Raw genomic sequence first — 16,124 nt, forward strand, 5'->3', positions numbered from 1 at the left:
TAGTGCCGGTGCGGCACGGGTGCCGGGCTCAGGGTGTGAGGATCGCCCTGCCGCGCACCCGTCCGCTGTCGAGGTCGTCGATCGCGTCCTGGAACCGGTCGAGCGGGTACTTCTGCGTGTGCAGCGTCACCTTTCCCTGTGCCGCCAGCACCATCAGCTCGCACAGGTCCGTGTAGGACCCGACGAGGTTGCCGATCAGGTTGATCTCGGTGGAGATGATGTCGATCGTGGGCACGTCGATGTTCTCGCCGTAGCCGACGACGTGGTAGTCGCCCGCCCGCCGCAGCATCGCGACGCCGTCCTTGGTGGCACCGCCCTCGCCCACGAAGTCGATCACGGTCTCGGCGCCGTCGCCACCGGTGAGGTCGAGCACCCGGGCCACGTGCGAACCGTCCGCCACGACGCCGTGGTCGGCACCGATGGCCGAGGCGAGCTTCACCGCGTCCGGGTTCCGGTCCACCACGACGACCTCGGCCGCCGTCAGCGCCTTGAGCACCTGCACGCCGATGTGCCCGAGCCCACCCGCGCCGATGACCACGCACCGGTCGCCGGGACGCAGCCTGCGGGCCGCCTTCGCCGCCGCGTGGTACGCCGTGAGCCCCGCGTCGGCCAGCGCCGCCACGTCGGACGGTTCCAGCGCGTCGTCGATCTTCACGACGCTGCGGGCCGACGTCTTCAGGTACTCCGCGTAGCCGCCGGCGGTGTCGATGCCGGGGAACGCGGAGGCGGAGCAGTGCACGTCGTCGCCGCTGCGGCAGGCCCGGCACAGGCCGCAGGTGATCAGCGGGTGCACGATCACCTTGTCGCCCTCCGCGACGTTCGTGACGGCCGAGCCGACCGCGTGCACCCAGCCCGCGTTCTCGTGGCCGATCGTGTACGGCAGCGCCACCCCGGACTTCTCCGCCCACTGCCCTTCGAGGATGTGCAGGTCGGTGCGGCACACGCCGGCGCCGCCGATCTTCACGACCACGTCGAACGGCCCGGTCACCTCCGGTTCGGCGACCTCCGTCATCCGCAGCGGCTGGTGGTAACCGACGACCTGGACGGCCCTCATGCCGTTTCCTCCATTGCGTATCGGGTGCGGAGCAGGCCACGGCAGAAGTGCGCGTTGCCCTCGATGGAAATGCCGACGGACCGCGCGAACCGCAGGCGCAGCGGCAGCTGACCGGGCGGCAGCGGGACGCCGTGGTCGTCGACGAGCACCAGCGCGTCCGGCGCGCAGGAGAAGCCGAGCGCGGAACGCCTGCGCCGCAACGCCTCCGCCGCCCTGGAGGCCGGGAGGTCACCCAGCGTCAACGACCTCAGCCGGTCGGGCGGCACGTCGCGCACGGCCCGTTCCATCGCGGCCGCGTGGGCCTTGCGCTGGAACGTGAGCCGCAGCTCCCCCAGATCGCGGGACGCCTCCTCGCCGTACGTGCCGACGAACCCGGCGTCGGCGGCGATCCCGCGGTTGATCACGTCCGAGTCGTGGTGGTCGTCCAGCACGACGACCACGTGCCTCGCCAGTTCCCGCAGCACGTCCTTCGCGTCGGAAGCCATGAGGTACGCGAAGTTCGGCGAGCAGAACGCCGTGGGAAGCCGCAGGTGGACGGTCAGCACCTCCCCGGCCAGCTCGACCGAGCGGACGAACCCGAGCGTGGTGATCGGCTCGTCCAGCTCGGGGTCCATCACCTCGTCCAACGCCTTGAGCACAGCCGTTTCGATCATGCGACCGACACCGCCTCCTGCGGCACCGGGGCGACGTCGAGACCCTCGGGCACCGGGATGTCGTACATCCTGGCCGCGTTGAGGCCGAGGATTTTCTTCTTCTGCGCCACGGTGAGCGGCGCGTACTCGGTCATGTCGGCCGGGATCTGGAAGTCCACGAACCGTTCGACCAGCCAGCGCGGCGTCCACAGGGCGTAGTCGCTGGAGAACTGGATCCGGTCCTCGTTCAGCCAGTACAGCAGTTCGCCGATGATCTGCGCGAAGTAGCGCGGCCGGGTGTGGATGAACGGCATCGCGACCGCGAGGCCCGCGTGCACGTTCGGTTCCTGGGTGGCGATCCAGCAGAAGTCCTCCAGGCGCGGCAGCCCGCAGTGCTCGATCACGAAGTTCAGCTCGGGGAAGTCCGTCGCCGCGTGGTCGACGTCCGCCACGTCGAAGGCGTCACGGTCGAGCGGCCGGATCGTCGGGCCCTTGTGGATGTGGATGTTCTCGATCCCCAGCTCCTGCGCGGTCTCCAGGTACCGGTAGCTCCACGGGTCGTCGAGGCGCCAGCCGCGCGAGTCGCCGTACCACTCGGCGGTGTAGAGCTTCACGCCCTTGAGCCCGAACCGTTCGGCGTCCCGCTGGAGGTCGTCGAGACCCTGCTGCTCACGGCGCGGGTCCCAGCAGTGGTTGTAGGTGAGCTTGTCCGGGTGCTTGGACGTGAGCTCCCACGCTTCCTCGGTCTGGCCGAAACCGTTGTGGTAGAACGCACCCAGGTGGGCGGGCTGGAAGATGGCGTGGTCCACGTACCCGTTGTCGAAGAGGTCGCGCATCAGGCGTTCGCCGCCCTGGTACAGGTACTCCTCGTACGACCAGACCTCCTCCTCCGGCGAGAGGTTGCGGTGGTAGTCGTAGAAGCAGTCGATGAACTGCTTGCCGTGGATGTTGCGCTGGTTCTCCGGGCGGGCGTCCCAGAGCGCGACGTGGGCGTCGACGATGAAGTAGTTCTCGCCGTCCTTCGAGTACATGGCCGCCTCCTGTGGTGGTTGCGGACGACCGTAGGAAGATCCGCGCAGCTCAGGGACCCGCCGCGTGTCTCACTTTGAGACATCCGGCACCGCCGGGCGCGGCCGTTCGGGTCGTACGCTGGGGTCCGGACGTGCGACGAGGAGGTCGACGTGGACGACCGGCAGCTGGCCGCGATCCCCCAGCGCCTGCGGGCCTCGTGGCTGCGCAGCGAGCGGTACGGCGTGCCGGAGGACGAGGTGCGACCGGTCTTCACCGGCACGGTCGACACCACGTCGTTGTTCTACGAGTGCGGCCACGAGGTGTTGCGCGGCCTGCACGACACGCTGTCCGACGAGCCCATCAGCCTGATGATCACCGACAGCGAGGGCCTGGTGCTCACGCGGCTCTGCACCGATCCGGCCATCGTCCGCTCACTCGACCACGTCTACCTCGCCCCCGGCTTCTACTTCGCCGAGGCCAACGCCGGCACGAACGGCCTCGGCCTCGCCCTGGCCGACCGCACGGCGTCCCTGGTGCGCGCGAACGAGCACTACTGCACGGGCCTGCGCGGCTACACGTGCGCGGCCGTGCCGGTGCTCGACCCGGTGACCGGCGCTCTGGCGGGCAGCGTGAACCTCACGACCTGGTCCGACCAGTCGTCGGACCTGCTGCTGGCCCTCGCCCAGGCCGCGGCGGGCAACACCGCGGCGTTGATGCTGGCCCGCGCCTCGGGCCGCAAGATCCGCCCGGCACCACGCGGTGAGGTGTTCCGCGTCTACGCCGACCGGGTCCAGCCGCCGAGGCTGTCGGCCGCGTGGACGTCCGCGGTGGCCACGGCCGCCGAGGCGATGCAGGTCGGCCGCGTGGTCGCCGTCGTCGGCGAACCCGGCGCGGGCAAGACCGCGCTGGCCACGCACGCGCGCCGGTCCGTCCGCCCGCGCGAACGCCTGCTCAACGCCCGCCCGCCGGCACCCGGCGACGTCGGCTCGTGGTTGCGGCTCTGGACCCCCGAACTGGGCAAGGCCGACACGTGCGTGGTGGTGTCGAACGTCGACGCGCTGCCCGCATGGGCCGCCTCTTCTCTCGCGCCCCTGCTGACCGGCTTCGCGCTGACGGCGACCTCGGGTGTGCCCGAGGCGTTGGCGCCGTTGGTCGACGTGGTGGTGGAGGCACCGGCGTTGCGGTTCCGTCCGGACGACGTCCTGCCGCTCGCCCACTACTTCGCGCACCGCGACCGGGGCCGCGAGGTCACGTTCACCTCGGCCGCCGTGCGCGCGTTGCTGTCGTACGAGTGGCCGGAGAACACCAGCCAGCTGCGCCAGGTGGTGCGCACCGCCGCCGCCCGCTCGGACGTGATCGACGTGCAGCACCTGCCCGCCGAGGTGTTCACGAGCGCCGGGCACCGCCTGAGCCGGTTGCAGGCCCTGGAACGCGACGAGATCGTGCGCTGCCTGACCGAGCCGGGCGCGACGATCGCGCAGGCGTCCGCCGAGCTCGGCATCGGGCGGGCGACGATGTACCGCAAGATGGCGCAGTACGGGATCAAGGCCGAACGGCTGCGGTGACGGCGTTCGCGATCCGGAGCGTCATCTGCTGCTGGTTCGCGTCACGGACCGTCGGCGTGAACGAGTAGGCGATGCGGCGCTGACCGTCCCGCGTCGAGAACACGCCCGCGTTGTAGCCGTACCACTCCCCCGTCTTGCCCCAGACCTGGACCCCGTTGACCGTGAACGTCTGCAGGCCGATCGCGTACGCCGCCGGCCGACCGTCCACCATGGACACGTCCGGCAGCGTGAACATCTTCTCCAGCAACGGTTGCGCGACGAGCTCGCCGTCGAAGAGCGCCTGGGCGAACCGCGTGAGGTCGCCGGTCGTCGAGATCATGTCGCCCTCGCCGTGCGCGCGAGAGGTGTTGAAGTCGGTGACGTCGACCCGCTGCCCGTCCACCTCCAGGTAACCGTGCACGTGGCGGCCGCGGATGGCGGTCTCGTTGCGTTGCGGCACATAGGTCTTGTCCAGGCCGAGCGGGCGGGTGACACGGTCGCGCACCTCGACGCTCAGATCGCGGCCGGTGACCTTCTCGATGATCATCGTGGCGAGCAGGTAGTTGATGCCCCGGTACTCCTGCTTGGTGCCCGGCGTGAACTTCGGCTGCGCCTCGGGGATGAGGTCGCGGAGCTGCTGCGCCGTCCAGCGGTCGTAGCGGTGTTCGAGCACCTTCGCCGACGTGCTCAGGTCCGGGTAGCCGACCTCGTTCGGAATTCCGCTGGTGTGGTCGAGGAGTTGGCCGACGGTGACGGCGCCCAGCGTCTCCGGGACGTCCGGGAAGTGGTGCCGCACCTTGGTGTCCAGGCTGAGCCTGCGTTCCGCGACGAGCTGCAGCGCGACCGTCGCCACGAACACCTTGGAGACGCTGCCGATCCGGAACCGGTCGTCGGGCCCGACCTCGCGCCGGCCGTTCGCCGTGCCCGCGGTGCCGTACCAGCGGCCCGCCCCGCCGGTGACCCTGAGCTGGGCGGAGGTCGCGACCGGGTTCTGCAGGTCGGAGATGGCCGCGTGCAGCGGTTCCGGTTGCAACGGGGGTAAGGGAGTGGCGGCGACGAGGGCCGCGATCAGGAGTGACTTCATGATCACCAACCTGCCGTGGTGATCGTGGCGGGGACATGGTGCCGGCCCCCGCTCTCGCGGTGGGGCCGGCACCAGTGCTCAGTCGACCTGCTGGGTCTGCTGGGAGCGCAGGCGGAGGTCGGCGTCCATCGCCTTCTTGCGCTCCTCCTCCCGTCGTCGGCGGAGTCTCTCCTGCTCTTCCGCGAACTTCTTGTCCTCGTGGGCGGGAGGGCTCCCGACCAGGTTCGGGGGCTGGCTGTAGTCCATGAGACCTCCTGTTGGTTCAGTCACCGAGAAGGGTCTTGAGAGCCTTGGAAAGGCCGACCCCCTTGGCGTGGTGGACACGTCTGCCGGGCTCGCGGTTGCCCCAGAACTTCGTACCGCGGCCGTGTTCACGTTCTTCTCGGTACCTGTCGTCGAAGTCGAGCCGGAGGATCTTGTCCTCCGTCATCGGCTCCGCCGTGCTGTCGTTCTCCAGGCGCTTCGTGCCGTCGGACCACCCCGTGAACTCCTCCCACACCCAGACCGTCCAGAGGCTGCCGTCGGTGCACAGCACCCAGTAGTTCTGCTCGTGGTACTCCACTTCCTTGCCGCGGTCGTGGGACTCGATGTGGTGGTGGGTCTGGCGCAGGACCCAGTGCGGTCCGAGCACGGGTTCGGCCACCTGCACCGACTTCGTCGTGGTGACCGTCTCCGTCCGCAGCCCGAGGAACCCGGCCCTTCTCGTCTCGGTCGAAGGCACCGACTTGGTCACTCTCCGGGTGATCTCCGGACGCGGCGGCACACGAGTCTCCCTCGCGACCCGTTCCGCGAACCGCCGCAGTCGCGCCACGTCCAGCGCCGAGTCGTCGTAACGGGTCACGACGACCTGCCTGCCAGCAACCTCGTCAGCGCCGCCGTGAGCCCCGCGCCCTTCACCGAGCCCCTGGGACGTCGCTTGTCCGGTTCCCGGTTCGTGACGACCGAGATCCTGCCCCCGTCCGAGTGGTGCTTGGGTTCGAAGTCGAGCAGCAGCACGTCGGCCTCGGTCATCGGGTTGACGCTCGGCTCGTCCCGGTACACGAAGAACCTCCCGTTCTTCGGCATGACCTCCTCTTCCTGCTCCACCCTCACGAACAGCGACCCGTCGGTGCCGAGGCAATAGAGGATCGACGCTTTCGTCGTCTCGTCCGCCATGCTCCCGGAGCCCTTCTCGTCCTTCTTCCAGAAGCGGCGTTCGAGCACCCAGTAGTCGTCGGTCGTGGTCCTGACCTCGGGCACCTCGTAGGTCTCGGTTCGCCTGGCGAGGTTGAGGAACCCTCCCCGTACTTCACGGGTCTTCGTCACCTTCACGGTGACGGAGTGCTTCTGGCGGGCCACTTTCGTCTCGCGTGCAACACGCCGGGCGAGCTGCCGCAGCCCTTCCCAGTCGATGCGGCTCGCGTCGTAGGTCTTGGACGGCAACGGCGTCAGCTCCCGCACCCCACGCACGTGCCGTTCGGGATCTTGACGGTGCCGCACTTGCCGCACTTGACGGTGTCTCCCACAACTACCTCCCGCGCCGATGTTCGCTGATGCCACGTTCATTCGGAGGAGGCCGGAGATCCGTTACCCCGATCACCCGCCTGGCCCAGCAACGAGAAACGGCCGGTGCTCACGGATTCGTGAGCACCGGCCGTTGTGGCAGCACGCGGTCTAGCGGACGGCGCGCACGCCGTTCTCGAAGAACGCCAGCCGGGTCTCGCGGTCCATCGCCCGCTCCGGGTGGTCCATCAGGCCGAACGACAGACCGTCGGCGCTGGTGATGCCGGCGATGTCGTCGAACGAGCCGTCCGGGTTGGTGCCCTTCTCGTAGCGCAGCGCGACGCGGTAGCCCTCGGTCTCGCTGCCCGGGTCGAAGCGGCCCTCGCCGTGCGCGCACGGGAAGGTCAGCGTCTGGCCGGCCAGACCCGCGAGCCACGGGCTGTCGTTGCCGGTCTCGACGACGTGCCGCTGGTTCTCCTCGTTGCGGAACGTGCCGGCGGTGTTGACCTTGAGGCCCACCTTGCCGAAGCAGCCGCCGCGCACCGCGATCTGGAACCCGTTGCAGATGCCGAGCAGCGGGCGGGAGCGGGCCGCCTCGAACTGGTCGGCGAGGTGGCTGCGCAGCAACGCCGCCGCCACCGCGCCGCCACCGAGGTGGTCGCCGAAGGAGAACCCGCCGGGGATGCAGAGGATGTCGGCGTCGTCGAGGCGGTCGGTGCCCGCGAGCAGGTCGGCCGCGAACCTCATCCTCGGCTCGGCGCCCACCTCGGCGAACGCGCGGACGGTCTCCTCCTGGCAGTTGGTGCCGGGCAGGTACAGGACGTTGACGGTCGGCTTCATGCGATCCTCGCCGTGAACGAGTTGAGCCAGCCGTCGCGCGCGGCCGGGGTGAACAGGTCGGTGCCGTCGAGCACGATGCCCGTGCCGTCGAGCGTGCCGAGGACGACGGGGTTGAGCTCGGCGGGCAGCTTCGCGACGTCGGCGGGGGCGACCTCGACGACCGCGCCGATGCGGTGCTCGGCGAACAGCGACTCGGTGGTCGCGTTCTCCAGCCGCACGCCGATGCCGCTCGCCAGAACGCCCTGGGCCAGCGTGGCCGCGACGCCGCCGGCGCCGATGCGGGCACCGCTGAGCAGCAGCTCGCGGCTGCCGGCCAGCGCGGTCAGGTAGCTGTCCACTTCGGACAGTTCCAGGTCGTCCAGGCCGCCGTCCGGCAGGCCCAGCTTGCGCGCCGCGACCGTGCCGACCGGGGACGAGGTCCGCAGGCCGACCTGGACGAGCACGTTGCCCTGGGCGGTCCACTGCTCGCGCAGCAGGCCGTCGCGGTGCGGGACCTTGCCGAGCGCGCTCAGGAACACCGCGGGCGGCACGCTGACCAGGCCCTCGTCGGTGTGCACCGAGCCCGCCGACGAGTCCTTGCCCGAGATCAGCGGCACGCCGAAGTGGCGGACCAGGCCCGCGAGCTCGTCGACCATGCCGACGAGCCACTCGCGCCAGTTCTCCGACAGGTGCGGGGTGTAGAAGTTGTCGCACATGCAGACGTCCTTGACGGCCACACCCGCGAGCACCTGGCCCGCGATGGCCGCGCAGAACATCTGGCGGGTGGCGGCGACCGGGTCGGCGTCGAACATCCACGGGTTGAACGCGGTGTTCAGCACGGCCGCGGCGGGCGAGCCGTCGACCGGCGTGCCCGCCCAGTAGGCGGTGCGGACCGGCTGCTCGGTGCCGTAGTGCGGGCCGTACCAGGTGTTGCCCTGGACCGTGGAGTCGTACTGCGAGTCGGCGTAGTGCTGCGAGGCGACCTCGGCGTCCGAGACGACCTGTTCGAGCAGGTCAGCGAGCTGCTTGGCGTCGAGTTCCGGCCACTCGGGGGCGCCCTGCGGGCGCGGCGGCGCGCCGACCTCGACCCGTTCGACCTCGAGGTCGAGCAGGTCGTACGCGACGTCGAAGCCGAGTTCGCCCTGGTGGGCGGGGACGCTGAACGGGTCGGCCGCGATCAGCTTCTCCTCGGTCAGGTCCGGCGCGTGGAACACGTGGTAGCGCCCCGTGTCCGCGAACCGGCCGATGACCGTCGAGCGCACCATGTGCCGGTCGAGGATCTGCTTCGCCCGCGCCTGGTGCTCCGGCGGCACGGCGAGCAGCATGCGTTCCTGCGACTCGGACAGCAGGATCCGCCACATCGGCAGCGCGGCGGTCTTGAGCGGCACCAGGGCGGTGTTGATCCACACGCCGCACGCCTCGCCGATCTCGCCGACGGCGCTGTTCAGGCCGGCGCCACCGACGTCGGTGAGCGCGCTCATGCAGCCCGCCTCGCGCAGTTCGATCAGCGCCTTGCGGAACTTGACCTGCTCCAGCGGCGCGCCGATCTGCACGGCCGTCGTGTCCATCACCGCGCCCGCCGAGCTGGCCGACGCGCCGTGGATGCCCTCGTTGCCGGTCAGGCCGCCGATGAGCACGACGAAGTCACCGGGACGCGGCGTGCCGCGCTGCGCGGCCTCCACCGGCAGCAGGCCGATGCTGCCGCCGAGCGCGAACGGCTTGGCGCGGTAGGCCGGGTGGAACGTCATGCGCGACGACATCATCGGCACGCCGAAGGTGTTGCCGTACTCCTTGATCGCGCGGATCGTCTCGCCCGCGAGCCTGCGCGCGTCCGGACGGCCCTTGATCGGCGCGGGAGCCTCGGGCTCACCGACCGCCGTGTACTCGAAGCTGCCGATCGGGTCCGCGGACAGCCCCGTGCCGAGGATGTCGCGCAGCACGCCGCCGAGCTTGGTCAACTGTCCGAAGTAGCCGGAGATCGCGGACGGCCCGTTGTGCGTCTCGGCCTTGATGGCGATCGCGTGGCCGTCGTAGAAGTCCCAGACGCCGGCGTTGTCGTGGAACATGCTGAGCACGTTCGGGTTGTCGACGTCCTTCGCCGCCTGGATCAGCCTGCCGAGCAGACTGCCCAGCGACTTCCACGTGGTGTGCGCGCAGTGGTCGCTCCACCGGGCGTCGAGCGCCTCCAGCAGCACGTCCGTGACGAACTCGTCGTTCAGCGTGTTCTGCACGTGCTGGACGTGCTTCATCTGCACGAGCGACAGGTTCCGCCCGCCCGCGGTGCCGAGCTGTGCGAGCTCGTCGTCGCTGAGACCGCGCAGGTCGTACTGCTCCGCCGGGTCGTAGTGCCCCTGCGGCACGAGCGTGTCGTAGTGCGGTTCCTCGACGTGCAGCTCTTCGATCGTCGAGTTGAACCTGCTGGTGACGATGAGGTCCCTGAGCTGCGGCGCCGCCGACTTGTAGCTGGTCGCGACCTTGCCGGCCTTCGCCTTCACCCCGAGCAGCCCGCACACCGTGACGATGGAGTCGCTCTCGTTGTCGACCACCCCGCGCTTGTACGCCACCTGCACGGCACCGGCGTCCAGCGGCGCGTCGAGCGTCACCTCGACGTCGAGCTGGTCGCCCAGCACCGCCGCCACCTGCCCGAGCGCGGCGGCGTCGGGCGCGCTCTCGAACTCGACGTAGTAGTCGCGCCAGACCTCGAGGTCCTCAAGCCCCCACGATCGGCCGAGCTCACGGATGTCGGGCTCCGCTACCCCCGCGGAGCGAACCGAGAACTTGTGGATCAACAATCCTCCTGGAGCAGAACGGTCCGGGCAATTGTCCCCGGCAGCGACCGCGCTCGTGGAAGCACCCAGCCAACCGGGCGAGGCCGCACTGCGACACACGCAGCACCCTATGTGCTCAGCCCCCACCAGCCCGAATCGACAGAGGGCGACGCGCGTCACCCGACCGCCTGACGCTCAGCGGCGCCGCCACACCTCGTCCCCGAGGGAGACCAGCTCGGCGTACCCGCGCGGCAGCGCGTCCCCCGGCCGGTAGGACTCCATCGACCGGTTCGGCACCCGCCACTCGTCCAGCGCGAGGTCCAGGGCCCGGGTCGCCAGCAGGACGTCGTGGTCGGCCGCGGACCGCGCGAACTCCACCAGGTGCACGCGCACCGGGGACCGCCCGGCCCGCCACGCGACCCGCAGGCTCACCGCGTCCCGCACCCGTGCGCAGGCCTCCGCGGCCGCGCGGTCGACCAGCACGTGCTTCGACGTCGTGGGCATCCGGGACGGCGGCAGCACCGGGACCGCGACCGTCTGGCCGGCGAGCGGGGTCAGCCGGGCGAGCCGGGCGGCGACGACCGCGTCACCGGTGAGGCCGCGCAGGTCCTTGATCTCCCGCGCGGTGAGGCCGATCCGGCCCTCGGCCGCGCGGCCGGTGATCAGCTCGATGCACGTCTCGACGCGGTGGTCGCACAGCAGGTCGCGCGCCTCCGCGGCCAGCCGGGTCGCTCCTGCCGCCGCGAGCCTCATCGTCACCACGCGCAACCGCGACGACAGCGCGCCGCCGGCGCCGATCGTCCGCTCGTCCAGCACATCCGCCTCCAGTACCGCGACCGCACCGGGATTCGATCACGGCTCGAGCGCGGATCGTGACCTCGGGAGGAGACCCTGCCCGCTCGGCACGGCCAAAGCCGCCCGAAGGTGCAGACAGGTGTTTCGCAGGCTCCGCGACGAGCACCGGCACGCAACGTCCCCGCCGACGAGGGCCGGGCCCTCGACGTGCTGCGGCACCGAGCGGGCGCCACCGCGGCGGTGTTCCCCGGTGACGGCGCCGCGGACGAGAAGGCGTTCGCGCAACTCTCCGGAAAGGACGTCGGCATCCGCGTCGGCGCCGATGACACCGTTGCGGCGCACCGGATCGAGGACATCGCGATGGTCGTGGCCACGTGCACGGCGTCGCTGGAGCACCGAACCGCGTGGTTGTCCTCCGGTTTTGCCCGTACGGCCCTCGCGGAGTGACAATCGGGGCAGACACCCCGGTGAGCACCGCGCTCACCCGATTAGCCTCCGTCCGCGAGCGGTGACGGGACGCGGTGTGGACCAGAGGGAGCGGGAGTGCCGGAAGCTGGTGCGGGACAACGGTTGCGCATCGGGCTGCTGGGCCCGTTGCGCGTCGTCCACGACGGCACCGAGGTCCCGCTCGGCCCGAGCCGGCAACGCGCCGTGTTCGCCCTGCTCGCCTCGCGCGCCGGGCAGGCCGTCAGCCGCGAGGAGCTGATCGCCGGGGTCTGGGGGATCACCGCGCCGGCCAGTGCCGCGGGCAGCGTCTACACCTACGTCTCCGCCCTGCGCAGGGCCCTGACCGGCGCGGGCGTCGAGAACAGCCGCGAGGTCCTGTTCTCCGCCAGGAACGGCTACACGCTGCGGGTCGCGCCGTCCCAGGTGGACCTGGTGGAGTTCAGCGACCTGGTGGCGCACGCCGACCGGCTCAGCGCCGCCGGGGAGCACCGCGAGGCCGTCGAACAGCGGTCCAGGGCGCTCGAGCTCTTCCGCGGCGACCCGTACACCGGGGTTCCCGGGCCGCACGCCGAGCACGAACGCGGCCGCTGGACCGACCGCGGTCTGTCCGCCGTGGAGGCACGGGCCCGCGACCGGCTGGTGCTCGGCGAGACGGACGACCTGCCCGCCGAACTGGCCTCGCTGGCGCGGAACTTCCCGTTGCGCGAGTCGCTGCACGCGTTGCTGATGCTGGCGCTCAGCCGTGCCGGGAGGCAGGCCGAGGCCCTCGACGTCTACGCGGAGGCGCGCGGGGTGCTGCGGACCGAACTGGGCGCGGAACCGGGCCGGGCGTTGCTGGAGGCCCACGCCGCCGTGCTGGCCGGCGCGGCCGTTCCCACCGCCGCACCCGAGCAGGACGACGAGCAGGAGGACCCGGTCCCCGCGCGCGGCGCCACCGACGTGTTCGTCGGGCGGGAGGCCGAGGTCGAACGCCTGCGCGAACGCCTCGTCGAGCTGTCGACCGGCGCGGGCGGGGCCGTCCACGTCGAGGGCGAGCCCGGCATCGGCAAGTCCGAACTGCTCGCGCTCGGGCTCGCGGGAGCCAGGCGGCTCGGGTTCCAGGTCGGCTGGGCGGTCGCGGACCAGCTCGCCGCGCACTTCCCGCTGCAGGTGCTGATGGAGTTCGCGGGCATCGACCCGGTCGGGGCCTGCTCCCAGCGCGGCGAGCTCAGCCGCCGGCAGCACACGAGCGAACCACCGGGCGACGACGACACCATCCAGATCGTCGCCGACCACACGGTCGCGCTGGTGGACGAGATGACCGCGCGCGCCCCGACCGTGCTGGTGATCGACGACCTGCAGTGGGCCGACGAGGCGTCCGTGCACATCTGGCGCAGGCTCGTCACGGCGACCCGCCAGCTGCCGTTGCTGCTGGTCACGGCGGCGCGATCGCGGCACGGCCGGGCCGACCTCGACGGGCTGCGCGCGCACGTCGCCGCCACCGGTGGTGACGTGGTGGCGCTCGGGCCGTTGTCGGACGCCGAATCCGACGCGCTGACCACCGCGCTCGTCGGCGCCCGCCCGGGGTCGCGGCTGCGCAGGCTCGTCGCGCACGCCGACGGCAACCCGATGTACCTGCGGGAGATGCTCGGCGAACTGATGCGCGAGCAGGCCCTCGACGTCTCCGGCGGCACGGCCGAGGTCGCCCAGTCGCACCTGGACGACGCGCCGCGCACGTTGTTCGCCGCCGTGCGCCGCACGTGGGACGCGTTGCCCGACCGCACCCGCGAGGTGCTGCGCTGGGCCGCCGCGCTCGGCGCCGAGGCCACCACCGAGCAGATCGCGGCGCTGTCGGCACGACCCGTCGCCGAGGTCGCCCAGGCCGTCGAGGACGCGATCACCGCGAACGTCCTCGCGGAGGCCACGCCCCGGCTGGTGTTCCGGCACCCGGTGATGCGCGAGGCCGTGTACGAGGCCGTGCCCGTGTCGATGCGCGAACTGCTGCACCTGCAGGCCGCCCAGGCGCTGGCCGCCGAGCAGGCACCCGCGCGCCGGGTGGCCGAGCAGCTGGTGGCCGCCGCGTCCGACCTGCCGCCGTGGGTGTGCGACTGGCTCGTCGTGCACGTCGCCGAACTCGCCTCGCGGGCGCCGTTGATCGCGGTGGACCTGCTGGAGCAGGCGCTCGAGGGCGGAGGCCCGCGCGACCCGCGCCGCGAGGTGCTGCTCACCGCGCTGGTGCGGGTGCTGTTCAAGCTGGTGCGCGACCCGGAGGCGCAGGTCAAGCAGGCGCTCGCGATCTCGACGGACCCGACCCGCTCGACCGAGCTGCGGCAGATGCTCGCGGCGATCCTGCTGCGGCAGGGCAAGCGCGACCTGGCCGTGCGGGCGCTGACCGAGGTGGAGACGGACCCGTCGGTGCCGGAGATCTGGCGGCTGCGGCACAAGTCGCTGCTGGCGCACATCGGGCGGGACATCTCCAACGTCGACAGCGCCGAGCTGAACGCGAAGACGGCGCACGCGGAGGCCGTCGCGAACAAGGACGCCTACCTGATCGCGCACTCCCTGCAGACGCGCTGGCTGGTGGACACGGTCCGGCGCGACCACCGCGCTGCGCTGCGGCACGTGGACGAGGCGATCTTCGCCGTCGCCGGCCGCACGGACATGGCGGCGATGCACGCGATCCTGCTGGACAACCGCATGTTCACGCTGCAGAACCTCGACCGGCTGGGCGAGGTCGACGAGGCGTTGCGCAAGGTGGACGAACTGACGGTCGTGCACCGGCTGCCGACCGGCCCGCAGGTGCCCGCCGCGATCCACCACTACTGGACGGGACGCTGGGACCAGGCCCTAACGGAGCTCGACGCGGCGACCGAGGACGGCCCCGCGATCAACTACGGCGGCCTGGTCGACCCCGGTCCGTCGTGGCTGTTGCTGCACGGCGTCGCCGCGCTGATCGCGTTGCGGCGGGGCGACAACGCCGCCGCGCGAGCACACCTGGACGCGGCCGAGGAGCACCTCGTGACCACGGTGGCCGAACGCGAGAGCTACGACTTCCTGCTGGTCGCGCGCTCGCTCGCCGCCGTGCGGGACGGGGACCGGAAACGAGCGCTGGAGATCATGGCGCCGGTCCTCGACCCGGCCTACGCCGAGCTGATGCTGCGGCACCAGTGGCTGCCCGAGGTGCTGAAGCTGGCGCAGGAGGCCGGCGCCGACGACGTGGTCTTCGAGGCACTGGCCGTCGCCAAGCTGGAGGCGGACCGCGAGATCGTGCCCGCACGCGCCCACACGGCGTTGCTGCGGTGCGAGGCGCTCGCGACCGGCGACCCGGAACCGGCGCTCGCCGCGGTGGCGCACTACCGCGAGGTCGGCAGGACGGTCGAGCTGGCCGCGGCGCTGGAGGAGGCCGCGGCGCTGCTCGTCAAGGCCGGGCGGCAGGCCGAGGCCCGCAAGGCGTTCGCGGAGGCGGTGAACGTCCTCACGGCGCTGGACGCGCGGTGGGACGTCCAGAGGGTCCTGGACCGTTTCGGTGCCTTCGGCTTCCGGCACGACCGGGCGGTCGGTCGTGCGGGTACCGGCTGGGAGGCGCTGACAGCGGTCGAACGGCGCATCGCCGGCCTCGTCGCGAACGGACTGTCCAATCCGGACATCGCGGTGCGGCTGTCGCTGCCGCGCCGGGTGGTGCAGGCACACGTGGCGCGCATCCTGACCAAGCTGGGCCTGCGTTCGCGCGCGCTCGTCGCGAAGCACGCGAACCTGCCCGGCAACGTGGTCAGATGACGCCCGCGCGCATCGCGTAAGCCACGGCGTGCGCTCTGTTGCGGAGGTTGAGGCGGTTCGTCACGTGGTGGATCACGTTCTTGACGGTCCGCTCGGAGTACCGCAGCTCCTTGGCGATCTCGTCGGTGGCCCAGCCCTCGGCGATCAGCCGCAGGACGTCGATCTCGCGCGGTGAGAGCCCCGCCGCGTTGAGACCGTTGGGCGCGAGCACGTCGCGCTGGAGCATCTCGACACGCTTGAGCAGCTTGCCCAGCACGTCCCTGGGCATCACGCCGCTGCCGTTGGCGGCGGCCTGGATGCTGTCGACCAGCTGCTCCCCCGTCACGGCGGTGCGCGGCAGGATCGCCACCACACCGCACTCGACGACGGCGAGCAGCGGGGCGTCGGTCAGGGCGGTCGCCATCAGCACGATCGGCACCCTGCGGTCCGCCGAGATCTGGCGGAGCCAGCCCATGGCCTCCGACGTCAGCCTCTCCGTCGAGAAGACGATGATGTCGGGCGGGTTCGGCCCGTCCTTCTCGACGACCTGCACCTCGGGCCGCGCCTTGAGGAAGTAGGAGAGCCCGACGTAGCCCATGGGGTCCGTGCTGTGCACGGCGACGCGTACTTGCGCCATCACAGAACCTCCACACGTTCGATCACTGAAATCGAGTCTGAAGAGGCAACCTCTATGAAGTCTTGACGACGGGGGCCGCCGAAGCCGTTCCGTCTTGACGACTTGTTCACGTCATG

At 71.2% G+C, this 16,124-nt stretch carries 14 protein-coding genes; 3 read left to right on the forward strand and 11 right to left on the reverse strand.

Features of this window, described 5'->3' with window-relative positions; genetic code table 11:
• Positions 1–28: 28 nt before the first annotated feature.
• The 3 genes from QSK25_RS33895 to QSK25_RS33905 are packed head-to-tail and all read right to left on the reverse strand — an operon-like array spanning position 29 to position 2,717.
• Positions 29–1,054, reverse strand: coding sequence for an NAD(P)-dependent alcohol dehydrogenase (locus QSK25_RS33895; RefSeq protein WP_285644390.1), 1,026 nt, complete (start codon positions 1,052–1,054; stop codon positions 29–31).
• Positions 1,051–1,707, reverse strand: a complete 657-nt coding sequence (locus QSK25_RS33900) for an iron-sulfur cluster assembly protein (RefSeq protein ID WP_285644391.1) — start codon at positions 1,705–1,707, stop codon at positions 1,051–1,053. The genes QSK25_RS33895 and QSK25_RS33900 overlap by 4 nt, the downstream gene beginning before the upstream one ends.
• On the reverse strand, positions 1,704–2,717 hold the full coding sequence (locus QSK25_RS33905; protein WP_285644392.1) for an amidohydrolase family protein: 1,014 nt from the start codon (positions 2,715–2,717) through the stop codon (positions 1,704–1,706). Before QSK25_RS33905 ends, QSK25_RS33900 begins: the two co-directional genes overlap by 4 nt.
• 150 nt (positions 2,718–2,867) lie before the next feature.
• Here QSK25_RS33905 and QSK25_RS33910 point away from each other — a divergent pair, with 150 nt between their 5' ends.
• Positions 2,868–4,262, forward strand: coding sequence for an AAA-type ATPase lid domain-containing protein (locus QSK25_RS33910; RefSeq protein WP_285644393.1), 1,395 nt, complete (start codon positions 2,868–2,870; stop codon positions 4,260–4,262).
• On the opposite strand, the gene QSK25_RS33915 is transcribed toward QSK25_RS33910, so the two are convergent.
• The 7 genes from QSK25_RS33915 to QSK25_RS33945 form a co-directional block, all read right to left on the reverse strand.
• Positions 4,240–5,325, reverse strand: coding sequence for a serine hydrolase domain-containing protein (locus QSK25_RS33915; protein WP_285644395.1), 1,086 nt, complete (start codon positions 5,323–5,325; stop codon positions 4,240–4,242). The two genes, QSK25_RS33910 and QSK25_RS33915, sit on opposite strands and share 23 nt — an antisense overlap.
• A 78-nt stretch (positions 5,326–5,403) precedes the next feature.
• Positions 5,404–5,571 carry a hypothetical protein gene (locus tag QSK25_RS33920; protein ID WP_285644396.1) on the reverse strand — a complete coding sequence of 56 codons (168 nt, stop codon included), beginning with the start codon at positions 5,569–5,571 and terminating at the stop codon, positions 5,404–5,406.
• A 16-nt stretch (positions 5,572–5,587) separates the two neighbouring features.
• Entirely contained in the window at positions 5,588–6,166 is a 579-nt protein-coding gene (locus tag QSK25_RS33925) for a hypothetical protein (protein WP_285644398.1), read from the reverse strand.
• Positions 6,163–6,804: a hypothetical protein gene (locus QSK25_RS33930; RefSeq protein WP_285644399.1), complete on the reverse strand. Its 642-nt coding sequence runs from the start codon at positions 6,802–6,804 to the stop codon at positions 6,163–6,165. The genes QSK25_RS33925 and QSK25_RS33930 overlap by 4 nt, the downstream gene beginning before the upstream one ends.
• Positions 6,805–6,978: 174 nt before the next feature.
• Positions 6,979–7,647: a phosphoribosylformylglycinamidine synthase subunit PurQ gene (locus tag QSK25_RS33935; RefSeq protein ID WP_285644401.1), complete on the reverse strand. Its 669-nt coding sequence runs from the start codon at positions 7,645–7,647 to the stop codon at positions 6,979–6,981.
• Positions 7,644–10,415: an AIR synthase-related protein gene (locus QSK25_RS33940; RefSeq protein ID WP_285644402.1), complete on the reverse strand. Its 2,772-nt coding sequence runs from the start codon at positions 10,413–10,415 to the stop codon at positions 7,644–7,646. Before QSK25_RS33940 ends, QSK25_RS33935 begins: the two co-directional genes overlap by 4 nt.
• A 174-nt stretch (positions 10,416–10,589) precedes the next feature.
• Complete coding sequence (locus QSK25_RS33945; RefSeq protein WP_285644403.1) at positions 10,590–11,210, reverse strand: hypothetical protein; 621 nt, start codon at positions 11,208–11,210, stop codon at positions 10,590–10,592.
• A 108-nt stretch (positions 11,211–11,318) separates the two neighbouring features.
• On the opposite strand from QSK25_RS33945, the gene QSK25_RS33950 reads away from it, so the two are divergent.
• On the forward strand, positions 11,319–11,636 hold the full coding sequence (locus QSK25_RS33950; RefSeq protein ID WP_285644474.1) for a trehalose-phosphatase: 318 nt from the start codon (positions 11,319–11,321) through the stop codon (positions 11,634–11,636).
• Positions 11,637–11,732: 96 nt separating this feature from the next.
• Positions 11,733–15,392, forward strand: coding sequence for an ATP-binding protein (locus tag QSK25_RS33955; protein WP_285644406.1), 3,660 nt, complete (start codon positions 11,733–11,735; stop codon positions 15,390–15,392).
• Here the strand turns inward: QSK25_RS33955 and QSK25_RS33960 are convergent.
• Positions 15,385–16,008 carry a response regulator transcription factor gene (locus QSK25_RS33960; protein ID WP_285644407.1) on the reverse strand — a complete coding sequence of 208 codons (624 nt, stop codon included), beginning with the start codon at positions 16,006–16,008 and terminating at the stop codon, positions 15,385–15,387. The genes QSK25_RS33955 and QSK25_RS33960 overlap by 8 nt on opposite strands.
• Between the last annotated feature and the right edge of the window lie 116 nt (positions 16,009–16,124).

Origin of the sequence: Lentzea sp. NBRC 102530 (assembly GCF_030269365.1) — a bacterium.
In the GTDB taxonomy this organism is placed as follows: Bacteria; Actinomycetota; Actinomycetes; order Mycobacteriales; family Pseudonocardiaceae; genus Lentzea.

Bases quoted from the DNA above. Each gene is read 5' to 3' on its own strand.
- QSK25_RS33960 (WP_285644407.1), bottom strand. From the start codon at position 16,008: ATGGCGCAAGTACGCGTCGCCGTGCACAGCACGGACCCCATGGGCTAC.
- QSK25_RS33915 (WP_285644395.1), bottom strand. From the start codon at position 5,325: ATGAAGTCACTCCTGATCGCGGCCCTCGTCGCCGCCACTCCCTTACCC.
- QSK25_RS33900 (WP_285644391.1), bottom strand. From the start codon at position 1,707: ATGATCGAAACGGCTGTGCTCAAGGCGTTGGACGAGGTGATGGACCCC.
- QSK25_RS33905 (WP_285644392.1), bottom strand. From the start codon at position 2,717: ATGTACTCGAAGGACGGCGAGAACTACTTCATCGTCGACGCCCACGTC.
- QSK25_RS33895 (WP_285644390.1), bottom strand. From the start codon at position 1,054: ATGAGGGCCGTCCAGGTCGTCGGTTACCACCAGCCGCTGCGGATGACG.
- QSK25_RS33920 (WP_285644396.1), bottom strand. From the start codon at position 5,571: ATGGACTACAGCCAGCCCCCGAACCTGGTCGGGAGCCCTCCCGCCCAC.
- QSK25_RS33935 (WP_285644401.1), bottom strand. From the start codon at position 7,647: ATGAAGCCGACCGTCAACGTCCTGTACCTGCCCGGCACCAACTGCCAG.